11 protein-coding genes and 1 pseudogene are annotated in these 12,000 nt (G+C 68.1%); 5 read left to right on the top strand and 7 right to left on the bottom strand.

The window, feature by feature from the left end; translation table 11 throughout:
* The first annotated feature begins 170 nt into the window (after positions 1 to 170).
* The 5 genes from urtD to LXN57_RS23000 all read left to right on the top strand — a co-directional run bounded on the left by urtD (position 171) and on the right by LXN57_RS23000 (position 4,591).
* Positions 171 to 974, top strand: coding sequence for an urea ABC transporter ATP-binding protein UrtD (gene urtD / locus LXN57_RS22980; RefSeq protein ID WP_251800244.1), 804 nt, complete (start codon positions 171 to 173; stop codon positions 972 to 974).
* A gap of 1 nt (position 975) precedes the next feature.
* On the top strand, positions 976 to 1,659 hold the full coding sequence (locus LXN57_RS22985; protein WP_251800245.1) for an ATP-binding cassette domain-containing protein: 684 nt from the start codon (positions 976 to 978) through the stop codon (positions 1,657 to 1,659).
* A 90-nt stretch (positions 1,660 to 1,749) separates the two neighbouring features.
* On the top strand, positions 1,750 to 3,441 hold the full coding sequence (locus LXN57_RS22990) for a purine-cytosine permease family protein (RefSeq protein WP_251800246.1): 1,692 nt from the start codon (positions 1,750 to 1,752) through the stop codon (positions 3,439 to 3,441).
* Positions 3,441 to 4,007: a TetR/AcrR family transcriptional regulator gene (locus LXN57_RS22995; protein WP_251800247.1), complete on the top strand. Its 567-nt coding sequence runs from the start codon at positions 3,441 to 3,443 to the stop codon at positions 4,005 to 4,007. Before LXN57_RS22990 ends, LXN57_RS22995 begins: the two co-directional genes overlap by 1 nt.
* Positions 4,008 to 4,015: 8 nt before the next feature.
* Positions 4,016 to 4,591 (top strand): TetR/AcrR family transcriptional regulator, encoded by a 576-nt coding sequence (locus LXN57_RS23000; protein ID WP_251800248.1) that lies wholly within the window; start codon positions 4,016 to 4,018, stop codon positions 4,589 to 4,591.
* A 124-nt stretch (positions 4,592 to 4,715) separates the two neighbouring features.
* Here the strand turns inward: LXN57_RS23000 and LXN57_RS23005 are convergent, their stop codons facing one another.
* The 7 genes and pseudogenes from LXN57_RS23005 to LXN57_RS23030 all read right to left on the bottom strand — a co-directional run bounded on the left by LXN57_RS23005 (position 4,716) and on the right by LXN57_RS23030 (position 11,941).
* Positions 4,716 to 8,543, bottom strand: coding sequence for a ThuA domain-containing protein (locus LXN57_RS23005; RefSeq protein WP_251800390.1), 3,828 nt, complete (start codon positions 8,541 to 8,543; stop codon positions 4,716 to 4,718).
* Between the two features lie 973 nt (positions 8,544 to 9,516).
* On the bottom strand, positions 9,517 to 9,672 hold the full coding sequence (locus LXN57_RS23010) for a hypothetical protein (RefSeq protein WP_251800249.1): 156 nt from the start codon (positions 9,670 to 9,672) through the stop codon (positions 9,517 to 9,519).
* Positions 9,673 to 9,680: 8 nt separating this feature from the next.
* Complete coding sequence (locus LXN57_RS47960; protein ID WP_285904663.1) at positions 9,681 to 9,812, bottom strand: hypothetical protein; 132 nt, start codon at positions 9,810 to 9,812, stop codon at positions 9,681 to 9,683.
* 142 nt (positions 9,813 to 9,954) lie between these two features.
* Positions 9,955 to 10,302 carry a hypothetical protein gene (locus tag LXN57_RS23015; protein ID WP_251800250.1) on the bottom strand — a complete coding sequence of 116 codons (348 nt, stop codon included), beginning with the start codon at positions 10,300 to 10,302 and terminating at the stop codon, positions 9,955 to 9,957.
* Positions 10,303 to 10,472: 170 nt separating this feature from the next.
* Entirely contained in the window at positions 10,473 to 10,982 is a 510-nt protein-coding gene (locus LXN57_RS23020; RefSeq protein ID WP_251800251.1) for a hypothetical protein, read from the bottom strand.
* A 64-nt stretch (positions 10,983 to 11,046) separates the two neighbouring features.
* Positions 11,047 to 11,337: pseudogene (locus LXN57_RS23025) on the bottom strand (hypothetical protein); the annotation flags it as partial.
* A gap of 49 nt (positions 11,338 to 11,386) precedes the next feature.
* A complete protein-coding gene (locus LXN57_RS23030) occupies positions 11,387 to 11,941 on the bottom strand; it encodes a Uma2 family endonuclease (RefSeq protein WP_251800252.1) in 555 nt (184 codons plus the stop codon).
* Positions 11,942 to 12,000 lie beyond the last annotated feature (59 nt).

Consider the following 12,000-nt stretch of genomic DNA (forward strand, 5'->3'; position numbering starts at 1 on the left):
CTGCACCGAGCAGCACTTGCATAAGTTGCACGCCCAGGCCACAGGCGAGGGCCAGAAGGGCACGACAAAGGAGGCTCGGTCGTGACCGCCTGCACCGAGCAGCACTTGCATAAGTTGCACGCCCAGGCCACAGGCGAGGGCCAGAAGGGCACGACAAAGGAGGCTCAGTCATGACCGACGCTTCACTCGTTGTCACCGACCTCCGCGTCGAGTTCTCGGGTTTCGTCGCGGTCGGCGGCGTCTCCTTCGACGCGCATCCCGGCGAGGTCCGGTTCCTCATCGGCCCGAACGGCGCCGGCAAGACGACCTGCATCGACGCCATCACGGGGCTGACCAAGGGCACCGGGTCGGCCAAGCTCGGCGAGAAAGAGCTGCTGGGCAAGCAGGTACACAAGATCGTCCGGCTCGGGGTCGGCCGTACGTTCCAGACCGCGAGCGTCTTCGACGAGCTGACCGTGCTGCAGAATCTCGACATCGCCGCCGGGCTCCACCGCTCCTCGGCCTCGCTGCTGCGGGCCCGGCGCGGCGTCGACCCGTCGATCGAGCAGGCGCTGGAGGAGACCGGCCTCGCCGGCGAGCTCGCCACGCCGGCCGGCATCCTGTCGCACGGCCAGAAGCAGTGGCTGGAGATCGCGATGCTGCTCGTGCAGGACGCGAAGGTGCTACTGCTCGACGAGCCCGTCGCCGGCATGAGCCACGACGAGCGCACCGCGACCGGCGAGCTCCTTCAGCGCATCGCGGCGAAGCGGATCGTGCTCGTGGTCGAACACGACATGGACTTCATGCGCCGTTTCGCCACCCGCGTGACCGTTCTTCACCAGGGCAAGGTGCTCTCGCAGGGCACGGTGGCCGAGGTCCAGGCCGATCCCCAGGTGCAGGAGGTCTACCTCGGTACCGCGGGCGCCGCCACCACGGCCGCCATGTCGGTCGTGCCCGAACCGGTGGCCGAGACGCTGAAGCTGACGGAGGACTGACATGCTCGAGATCACCGACATCGAGGCCGGCTATGGGCGTACACGGGTGCTGCACGGCGTGACGGTGCCGGCCGGCAAGGTGGTGGCCGTGCTCGGCCACAACGGCGCCGGCAAGACGACCCTGCTGCGCCTCGCGATCGGCCTCATCAAGCCGACGAAGGGCCGCGTGCTGTTCGACGGCGAGGACATCTCGTCGCTCGCCCCCAACAAGCGTGTTGCCCGCGGTATGGCGTACGTGCCGCAGGGTCAGCAGTCGTTCGGCCAGCTCACGACAATGGAGAATCTCCAGCTCGTCGCGGACGGGCGCCGGCGCGGCAAGGCGCTCATCGACGCGCAGCTGGCCCGCTTCCCCGCCCTGGAGAAGTTCGCGACCCGGAAGGCGGGCCTGCTCTCCGGCGGGCAGCGCCAGCAGCTCGCGATCGCCCGCGCCCTCATCACCGAGCCGAAGCTGCTCATCCTCGACGAGCCGACCGAGGGCATCCAGCCCACGATCGTCGCCGAGATCGAACAGACGATCATGCAGCTGGCCGGCGAGGGCATCCACGTGCTGCTCGTCGAGCAGCACATCGGCTTCGCCCTCGAGGCTGCCGAACGCTACGTCGTGCTCGCCTCGGGCTTCGTCACACACACCGGCGAGGGCGGTTCGGCCGCCGCCTCCACCGTGCGAGCCGCCATGGCGATCTGAGCCGACATGACCGGCTTCCACGCCGGAAATACCGTCGTAACGCGGGACAGGGAGCATGCCTTACGCGAAGGTGCCTTAGGGGATGCCACTGTGTCGACGGACAACGCGCGTGCGGCCGCGGAGGACAGCCTCGAGGACTACGCCTTCCGCTATGTGCCACGCACATTCCGGCGCTGGAGCGCGGCCTCCGTCGGCGCGACCGCCCTCGGGTCCATCGCGTTCCTCGCCGACTTCTCGATCGGCGCGAGCATCGGCATCGACCACGGCACGGACAACGCCGTGCTCGGCATCCTGTTCGCGTCGGTCATCATCCTCATCGTGGGCGTGCCCGTCGCCTACTATGCCGCCCGCTACAACCTCGACCTCGACCTCATCGCCCGTGGCTCGGGATTCGGCTACTACGGCTCGATGATCACGACCGTGATCTTCGCGGGCTTCACCTGCATCTTCTTCGCCCTGGAGGGCGCCATCATGGCGCAGGGGCTGCAGGTGGCGACGGAGCTGCCGCTGTGGCTCGGCTACCTCATCTCGACCGTCGTCGTGATCCCGATCGTCATCTACGGCATGCGGGCGCTGGAACGCCTGCAGTTCTGGACCACGCCCCTGTGGCTCGCTCTCGCCCTGCTGCCGCTGCTGTGGATCCTCGTCTCCGACCCCGAGTCGGTGCGCGCCTTCACGTCGTTCACCGGCAACTCCGACGGCTCGGTCAGCTTCGGCGCCGTCGTCTCGAGCGCGGCCGTGTGCTTCGCCCTCACCCCGCAGCTGGCGGAACAGATCGACTATCTCCGCGCCATGCCGCCGCGCACGCCGTCGAACGCCCGCTCGTGGTGGACGTCGTTCGTGTTCTCCGGCCCGGGCTGGATCATCTTCAGCGGCACCAAGCAGGTGATCGGGGTGTTTCTCGCCGTCTACCTGCTCGTGAAGGTCGAACCCGCTCTCGGGCACCGCGCGGCCGAACCGGTCAAACAGTTCGTCGGGATGTACCAGACCCTCATCCCCGACTGGCTCGCGATCATCCTCGCCGTCGTGCTCATCGTGGTCGCGCAGGTGAAGATCAACGTGACGAACGCGTACTCGGGCTCACTCGCGTGGTCCAACGTCTTCACCCGGGTGGCGAAGCACTACCCGGGTCGTACGGTCTTCGTGCTGTTCAACCTCGTGATCGCGTACGTGCTCATGATGTTGGACGTCTTCACCCTCATCACGTTCGTGCTGAGCCTGTACGCGAACGTCGTCATGGCGTGGCTCGTGACGATCGCCACCGATATCGCGATCAACAAGTGGTTGCTGCGCATCTCGCCGCGCTACCCCGAGTTCCGTCGCGGCATGCTGCACGACTGGAACCCGGTGGGGCTCGTGTCGGTGGGGCTCGCCTCGGTGCTGTCGCTGCTCGCGTTCGCCGGGCTGCTCGGCGCCGCCGTCAAGCCGTTCTCGGTGCTCATCGCGATCGGCGTCGCGGTCGTCACCACGCCGGTCATGGCCGTCGCCACACGGGGGCGCTACTACCTGCGCCGCCGGTCCGACGGCATCGACTCCCCCCGGTTCGACGACGACGGCAACCCATCGGGCGAGCGGCTCCGCTGCCATGTCACCGGGTACACCTTCGAGCGGCCGGATATGCTGGCCTCGGCTGAGAGAGGACCGCACGGCCAGGTGCAGTACGTCTCGTCGCTGGCGCTAGCACTCGACGATTCCGACCGCTACGTGCTCCCGCCGGAAGTCACCGGGCCCCCACGCTGGGCGACCGCCCGCAGAGCATCCCAACGACGGGGGGAGTCGTGATGGAGGAGTCGGTCGACACCGCGACCGCGATTCTCGCGAGCGCCGCGGTGCTGCTGCGCGAGCGCATGTTCGACGACATCTCCTATCGTGCCCTCGCCGACGAGGTCGGCATCTCGGAGCGCACGATCTACCGCCAGTACCCCACGCGCGCGCACCTGCTCGCCGCCCTCTCGAACTGGATCGAGCAGACCAGCTTCCCGCTGCCGCCATTCGTGACCGTGTCCGATTTCCGCGCTGCCGTCCACCAGCGCTTCCGGGCCTTCGACGCGTTGCCCGCGTACGCGTACGTCAGCGCACGGGCATCCGCGATCTCGCCGACGCTCGACACCGAGCCGGCCTACATCACCCGTGCGATCGAGGCGATGCTCGACGTGGCGGCGCCGACGCTCAACCGACGGGATCGGCGACGGGTCGCGGCGTCCCTGCGCTACTTCTCGTCGGCGATGTTCTGGGCGCGCCTGCGCACGGGCTTCGACCTGGATGCCGGCGACATCTGCGACGCGTTCGATCGCGCCGTCGACACCGTGCTCGCCAAGCTTCCCGACCCGACGTGGGCGGAACGGTGACCGGGTCGATGACCATCCCGGAGCTGAGCGGCACGCAGGCGGCCATCCTCGCCGCCTACGCCGAACTGATCGAGGAGGTCGGCAGCGACGACGTGTCGTACCGGGTCATCGCGCGCCGCGCCGGCATCGCCGAGCGCACGGTGTTCCGCAACTACCCCACGCGCGTCGATCTGCTGCTGGCGAGCGCAGAGTGGATCGAGGCGACGCTGTTCGCCCGCGAGGAGTCGCATTCGATCTTCGACATCCCCCTCGCGATCCGCGACGCGATGCAACGGTACGACGCGCGACCGGAGCTCGCGCACGTCGTCGCGGAGACGGCGATGCGCGGCGTGAGCGGCGCGGCGCCCTCGCCCGGCCGGGCGCAACTCGAGCGGCTGCTGGATGCCGAGGTGCCATCCCTCGACGCGGCGCAGCGCAGGGCGATCATCGCGGCGCTGTCGCACCTCGACTCCGTCGGCGCCTGGGTGACGTTCCGCCGCGAGTTCGGTATGGACCGGCGAGACATCGCCGACGCCGCCGCGTGGGCGGCGGAGGCGGTGCTGGACACCATCCGCGACCGCGTCGCCCCGGAGCGGCACGCATAAGCCCAGTTCGCGGCCCGGCACGGCCGGTCCTTGGAGGCCGAGATCCGCCCAGCTCCCGCCAAGACAGACCAGGGTGCGGGAACCCCCGAAGGTCCCCGCACCCCGTCGTACGCGGTCTATCCGATCAGCGGTAGACCTCGAACTCGAACAGCGAGTAGCCCCAGGCGGTGGCACGGGTCGTGCCGTTGATCCGCACATACCGGCCGGTGGTGGCCAGCGCGGTGTGGTCGTCGACCCCACCGTCGCCGCCGGTGATCGTCCGGGCTGTGGTCCAGGTCGTCCCGTTGGCCGACGTCTGGATCTGGTACGCGGACCCGTACGCCCCCTCCCAGGTCAATTTGACCCGATTGAGGGGGTAGGACTGACCGAGGTCCACCTGGATCCACTGCGGGTCGGCGAAGGCGCTCGCCCACCTGCTGGTCAGCGAACCGTCCACCGCCGCGGAGGCCGGGAAGGCGACCGCCTCGGTGCTCGACGCCGTCGCCGGCTTGTTCAACGCCAGGTTGCCCGAGGGCTGCACGACAACGCCGCCGTACACCTCGAACTCGAACAGCGAGTAGCCCCAGGCGGTGCCGCGGGCTGTGCCGTTGATCCGAACGTAGCGACCGGTGGCGCCCAGCGCTGTGTTGTCGTCCACCCCACCGTCGCCGCCGGTGATCGTCCGTACCGTGGTCCAGGTCGTCCCGTTGGCCGACGTCTGGATCTGGTAGCCGGAGCCGTAGGCCGTCTCCCAGGTCAGCTTGACCCGGTCGATGGAGATCGACTGGCCGAGGTCCACCTGAATCCACTGCGGATCACTGGACGTGCTCGCCCATCTGGTGGTCGGCGAACCGTCCACCGCGGCCGACGCCGGGTAGGCGACGGACTCCGTGCTCGACGCCGTCACCGGCTTGTTCAACGCCAGGTTGCCCGTCTGCGGCGGGGTGGTGCCGCCGGAGGTGAACGTGAAGTCGTCGATGTCGAACAGCGATCCCGCGCCGCCGGTGAACACCAGGTACAACTGCTGCGTGCCGGCCGGTGGGCTGACCGTCCCGGTGACGTCGGCCCACGTCTCCCAGCCGCCGGTCGGGGCGACCTGCACCGTGCCGGCCACCGGGCCGGTCGGTGAGCCTGTCCGCACGGTCAGCGTGCCACCGACGCCGGCCGAGGCGACTCGCGCTTTGATACCGGTCACGCCGGCCAGGTTGTACCGGGCGAAGGAGATCCAGTCGCCGTTCTCGACGTACCCGATGGCATTGCCGCCGTGCGCGTTGGCCTTGGCGGCGACCTGGACGCCGTTCATGGTGCTGAAGTGTTCGGCCTGCCGAGTCCGCGGTTGCAGCAGGTGCTGAGCCGAGACCGCGACCCCGGTGACGGGGGTGTACTCCGCGGCGAGCACCCCGAAGATGTTCGCGCTCGCGTCGTGCTCACCGTCCACCGTGGTCTGGATCGAGCCGCTGCAACCGTTCTTGCTGGTGATCGGGTGACCGTGGCTGTCGTGGCCGAGCACGTAGTTGAGCACGACCCGGTTGCAGTCGATGGTGCCGGCATTCGGGTCGGTGACCCTGATCTCGTACGGCACCAGGTCGCCGAACTGGAACACCGATCCGTCGGGCGGTGCGATCAACTGGATCGAGGGCCGGCCGACTCCGACGACCGTACTGGCCGTCGAGGTCTTGCCGCCGGAATCCCGTACCGTCAGCGTCGCGGTGTATTCGCCGTTCGCCGGGTACGTGAACGTCGGGTTTGCCGCCGTGGAGTCGGTGCTGCCGTTACTGGTGAAATCCCAGGCGTACGTGATCGGGTCGCCGTCCGGGTCGTTGCTGCCCGCCGAACTGAACTGCACGGTCAGCGGCGCCGCGCCGGAGGACGGCGTGGCGCTGGCCTGTGCGATCGGAGCCCGGTTGCCGCCACTGCTGTACTCGATCCGGTAGAGAGCCGAGTTCTCATCTCCGCCGAACCAGGTCGTGCCGTAGTCGAGAACGTACAGGGCGCCGTCCGGCCCGAACTCCATGTCCATGATCGCCGTTCCGGTCCACGGAATCGGCTCGATCGCGCCGGCCGTGCCGTCGCCGTTCAGGGTGACCGCCTTGATCCAGCGACTCGTGAATTCCCCGAGCAAGACCTTTTTGTCGTACGACGCCGGGAACTTCACATCGGACGCCAGCGCCGGGTCGAAGTTGTAGACGGGGCCGCTCATGGGCCCGCCCCCACCCAGCTCGGGCCGCCAGGGACCCTGCCCACCGTAGGGCAGCCACGCCGCCTGCGACGCCGGCAGCGCCGTGATACCGGTGTTGTTCCGCGAGTTGTTCGTCGGCCCGCCGGCACAGTTGTACGCACCGGACGACGGCCCGGTGGGGAACGCGTACTCGTGGTAGGGGGTGTTGTAGTTGGAGCAGTACGGCCAGCCGAAGAAGCCCGGCCGGGTGATCCGCTCGAACGAGACGGTGCCCGCGGGCCCGCGCTGCGGGTCGGCAGCGCCGGCGTCGGGGCCGTAGTCACCGAGGTAGACGACGCCGGTGGCCTTGTCCACGCTCATCTTGAACGGGTTACGGAAGCCCATGGCATATACCTCGGGCCTGGTGTTCGGCGTGCCCGGGGCGAACATGTTGCCGCCCGGGACGGTGTAGCCGCCGGTCGCGCCCGGCTTGATCCGCAGCACCTTGCCGCGCAGGTCGTTGCTGTTGCCCGAGGTGCGCTGCGCGTCGTAGGCGGGATTGCGGTCGGCCCGCTCGTCGAGCGGCGCGAACCCGGCCGAGTCGAACGGGTTGGTGTCGTCACCGGTGGACAGGTACAGGTTGCCGGCGGCGTCGAAGTCGATGTCGCCACCGACGTGGCAGCACAGTCCACGACTGGTCGGCACGTCGAGGATCGTCACCAGCGAGGCCGGGTCGATCGTGTTGTCGTCCCGCACGGTGAACCGGCCCAGCTTGTTGGAGCCGTTGAACGGCGCGAACTGCGCCGCCGTACCCGTGGACGGAGCGTCGCCGCCTGGCGTGCTCAACGGTGGCGCGTAATAGACGTACACCCAGCGGTTGGTGGCGAAGTTCGGGTCGGCCTTGATGCTCTGCAGACCCTCCTCGTCGTGACTGTAGACCGGCAGCGTCAGCGCGACCTTGGTGTTGCCGTTGACATCGGTGTACCGGATGACGCCGTTTCGCGAGGTGTGCAGCACACCCCGGTTGGGCAGCACGGTGAGGCCCATCGGCTCACCGGTCTCCGCCACGCCCTTGGCCAGGTTCACCTGGCTGAACGTGCCGGCGGCACCCTGCACCGAGCAGTTGCCGACGTTCTGCGCGGCGTACTCGATGCCGCCGAGCAGGTGGGTGCGGAAGTGGGCCTCGGTGTAGCTCTCCTGAGTGTGGCCGAGGCCGGTGTACCAGGATCGGCCGCCGTCGTAGGGCCGGCACCACGAGATCGGGTGGTCGCCGTTCATACTGCCGCCGGTGTACGTGGCCTCGTTGAGATTCGCGAGGACGTGCACCTGCGAGCGGGGGTTGGTGCGGTAGTTGTACAGCTCGTCGGTGCGGTTCCAGTTCACCGGGATGCCCGCGTTGGACGGATGAGCGGTGTCCTCGATACGAACGGTGACCGGCTGGATCGCGGGGTGACTCGCGAAGTAGGCCCCGACGAGGTTGCCGTACCAGGGCCAGTCGTATTCGGTGTCGGAAGCGGCGTGTACGCCGACATAGCCGCCGCCTGCGCGAAGATAACGCTCGAACGCGGCCTGCTGGGTCGCGTCGAGCACGTCGCCGGTGGTGGACAGCCAGATCACCGCTTTGAACCGGGCCAGGTTCGTGTCGGTGAACTGTGCGGCGTCCTCGGTCGCCTCGACCGCGAAGTTGTTCTGCGCGCCGAGTTGCTGGATCGCGGTGATCCCCGCGGGGATAGCGTCATGCCGGAACCCCGCGGTCTTGCTGAAGATCAGCACCGAGAAGTCGGCAGCGAATGCCGGGGCGGCGTTGACACCCATCCCGGCCAGGACAAGGGCAACGATCAGTAGCACTCTGCGAATCATGATCGGTGGGGTCCCTCTCGTGAGGAAGCAGCCGAGACGTGCGCCGATCACGTCTCGAACGTGGCCGCGGTAGGCGCCCCCGCGATGGGTCCCTGAGCGCGCAGATGTCGCTTCTGTCCCAGCGGTGGAGGGTCGGCACGTCGCGCATCGGGGGACGTCGCGCGGCGCCGCGATGGGGGATGGAAGTGAGTCGGGTGGTCGTAGGCGGCTGCCGACGGCACCTGATCGGGGATGCGGTGCCGTCAGATCTTGAAGCTCGAACCCCTCGGAGAGCGCTTTCTCGAAGGTGCTGAAAAGTTAACAGATTCGTCATCGCCCAACAATGCTTTCATCGACCATCGTGAAACCAGACGTCCGAAGTTCGCCTCGGCCCGGAACGTAAGGTGCTGATCGCCGGAACACTTCGACGAGTAGGAGCTGGTCAGATCCGGGTCTGCCGTTGATCCAACGTCGACCGACGCAGGTGTGACATAAGCGCACGCCACATCTGCCCGTTGAGGCAACGCAACATCCGACTGGCCCACTGGGCGGAGAGCGCTTCCCGGGAGGCTTGCATCCCGACTGCCGACAAGTCCTCGGCCTCCATGCAGGCCGCCGCGCTTGCGGGACCCCAACGGCAGTGGATATTGGCAGGGCCACCCGAAGGGCTGGCCGCAGTCAGCGGCCTACAGCGGCTGGCTCGACTCTTCGACATCGCGCGGTTGTACGGCCCCGCACCGTGAACTGCCACGCGCCAGTTGCCTGCGCCGGGGACCGCGATGGGGCCGGCCGTAGGACGCAAGCCCGACGAGGGCGCGACCGACGCGTTCGACCGCGCCCACCGCAACGTGGGGCCTGAGGGCCGCCCCAGGGAAATACAGTGGGCCGGACGTTGCACCATGCGAACCGCACGGTTGCTGTACCAGGGAATTCGATGGCAGGACGTTTGCTAGCTCACGCCATGAGCGACGGTCGCCCACGGCAGAAACCCGCGGGTACGCGCTAGCGGGCCGGCGACGGTCAGCACACCCTCCTTGTAGGCCCAGCTCTCCGGTGCGGGTGACCAGCTCAGCGGGAACAACAGTTCAGGCACGTGGATGTCCATGCCGACCGTTATACCGGCCCGGCGCTGCCCACCAGGGGCAGCAGGCCGGCCAGATCGTCCACCGTGTACTCACAGACCGCGTCATCGGGGTCGACCCGGTATCGCGCCGCGCCCGGGACCAGCGCGTTCGTGACGAGCACTTCTCAGGGTGGACGGCGAGGCGCCGCGCCACCGGCGCATGGAGCCGCGGATCGAGCTTGCGGCATCGCTCCTGCCAGGACAAGACGAGCGGGACGAACGCGGTGGGGCCCCAGTACTCCGCCAGCTCGGCACCGCAGTCGCTCAGCAGGCCGATCCGGAACCCCTGCCGCCGGAGTTCCGCCAGGACGCCGAGCGCGTGGTGCCGCGGCTTGCGGAGGCAGGCCTGACTGCTCCGGTGATGCGCGAGCGCGACGGGGAGCTGGGCGGATGACGGGTTCGCTCCGCAGGAACGCGCCACCGCCTCAGCGTGCTCTCCGTCCCGCCGTGGACCCCGATGGTGCGCTCGCCGAAGCCCCCGGCCAGCGCCTCCCAGAACCGTGGCCGGCAGACGCCGAGCAGCTCGCCGGTGCGGTGCGCGAGGGGCTCGCGATACTCCTCAGCGCCGGGGTCGGTCAGCGTGCCGAAGTAGCCGAAGATCACCGCGCGCATGGCCTACACACGGACGCGCCGGAGACCCCCGTGGTGCGAGGGCCTCCGGCGAGGCGGTTCCATGCGGTGGATCAGGATCCGCGAAGGATCAGGTTGCCATTGTCCGCGGCGCCGCTCTGCGAGCCGCTTGTTTCGCTGGCGCGTTTTGCGGCGCCGCATTCCCTGCGGCTTTATCCCGCTGGCGTTTCGTTCAAATCCAAACCACGCAGGACGTCATCGCGGTTCGCGTTTGCGCGCAGCGCGGTCAAGGAATTCAAGCGGCCCAGCAAAGTCGTGGAAGATGCGGGGCATTTCAAGTCTTGAATCGCCGACAAGGTCTTTTCAAAACGCTGGATGCGGCTTTCAAGATCCGTTCCACTCGGAAGGTTCGCATTCTTGAGCGCTACCTGCGCGTTCACTTGGGCTTGAGTGGGTGGGCAGCGACCGGGAACATTTACCCCGGTGGGGCCCACGCGGTCGGCCGTCGCGTTCGGATCGCCCGGACTGAAACCCAGCGCCGGCACCAAAGCGTTGACGTTACCGGAGCCGGCTCCGGCGTTGCCCTGTTCGGCGGCCTGACTCATCCCCGTGCCGACCGCGAGAGCCGAGCCGAGCAGCGCTGCGGCGGCACCTCCAATCACCAGCTTGCGCGTCCGGCTGCTGACTCCGCGTCGATAGCTGCTGACTCCGCCTCGATACATGCACGGCTCCCTCTTCGTCCCGTACTGCTTGTGCCGAGATATACGAGCAACGATGTGCAGCAGTTCATGACGCTGAGCAAGCTTTTATTAAAGTTTCTTTAACGCAACTCCCGGGGCGGGCAGCCGCCAGCATCGTCGCGCCCACGTCCGCGGGCACCCGGCCGCGGGTCAGCAGCGAGCCCGCCACCATCACCGTGAACGCGAGCGGCACCGTCCACACGGCCGGCTGCGCGAACAGCTCGATCTGCCAGCCGGACAGCGGCGGCCCGAACACCGTGACCAGCACCGCGGCCTGGCATGGTGGGCCGAACCTTGCACCATGCGAACCGCCGACTGACAGTGGCAGGCGAGCCCCTACCTCGACTGTGGGTCAGACCACGTCCTTGAGGCGCGGATCGTGAGGTTCAGTCGAGGTGGTCACCGGGGCTGGTCTGCAACAGCCAGGCCAATGGCATCTTCGCGCGTTCGGCATAGGTAGCGTTCGAGGAGAGTTGGTACAGCGTCACCGTTTGAGCGTCGTCGCGGTCGACAACCCAGTACTGGGGGATCCCGGCGCTGGCGTACTCGCGGCGCTTGGTGACCTCGTCCATCGCCTCCGAGCCCGGCGAAACGATCTCAATGACGAGGAGGAGATCGGCGACCGATAGCCAGACCGCGCGTGACGGAGCCTTGCCCCACACGCTGACGTCCGGGATTCGGCCTCCGTCTCGACCTGCGCCCGGGACGCGGATGCCGGCAACCTGAAGTATCTGCTCGGCCGGCCAGCCGGCCATGAGCAACCATGCGAAAAGGCGGCTGGCGATCTGTGCATGTTCCGAGTCCGCAGGCGGCATGACGGACAGCACTCCCTCAGGGCTGGTCTCGTAACGGTGGCCGTTCGGATCTGAGGCGTTCATCGCCGCCAGGTCGTCGAGCGTCACCATGGCGGGCATGTGCATGCCAACGGTCTCCGCGCTCATGCGCTCATCGTACGAGACCGCATAGCGCTCATGCGGTATCTGCTCACCAGCGAAGTGCA

Origin of the sequence: Paractinoplanes hotanensis (assembly GCF_023717965.1) — a bacterium.
In the GTDB taxonomy this organism is placed as follows: domain Bacteria; phylum Actinomycetota; class Actinomycetes; order Mycobacteriales; family Micromonosporaceae; genus Actinoplanes; species Actinoplanes polyasparticus.

Coding starts and splice junctions, on each gene's coding strand:
- urtD (WP_251800244.1), top strand. CDS start 171: ATGACCGACGCTTCACTCGTTGTCACCGACCTCCGCGTCGAGTTCTCG.
- LXN57_RS22985 (WP_251800245.1), top strand. CDS start 976: ATGCTCGAGATCACCGACATCGAGGCCGGCTATGGGCGTACACGGGTG.
- LXN57_RS22995 (WP_251800247.1), top strand. CDS start 3,441: ATGGAGGAGTCGGTCGACACCGCGACCGCGATTCTCGCGAGCGCCGCG.
- LXN57_RS23000 (WP_251800248.1), top strand. CDS start 4,016: ATGACCATCCCGGAGCTGAGCGGCACGCAGGCGGCCATCCTCGCCGCC.
- LXN57_RS23005 (WP_251800390.1), bottom strand. CDS start 8,543: ATGGGTGTCAACGCCGCCCCGGCATTCGCTGCCGACTTCTCGGTGCTG.
- LXN57_RS23010 (WP_251800249.1), bottom strand. CDS start 9,672: ATGGACATCCACGTGCCTGAACTGTTGTTCCCGCTGAGCTGGTCACCC.
- LXN57_RS23015 (WP_251800250.1), bottom strand. CDS start 10,302: ATGCGCGCGGTGATCTTCGGCTACTTCGGCACGCTGACCGACCCCGGC.
- LXN57_RS23020 (WP_251800251.1), bottom strand. CDS start 10,982: ATGTATCGAGGCGGAGTCAGCAGCTATCGACGCGGAGTCAGCAGCCGG.
- LXN57_RS23030 (WP_251800252.1), bottom strand. CDS start 11,941: ATGAGCGCGGAGACCGTTGGCATGCACATGCCCGCCATGGTGACGCTC.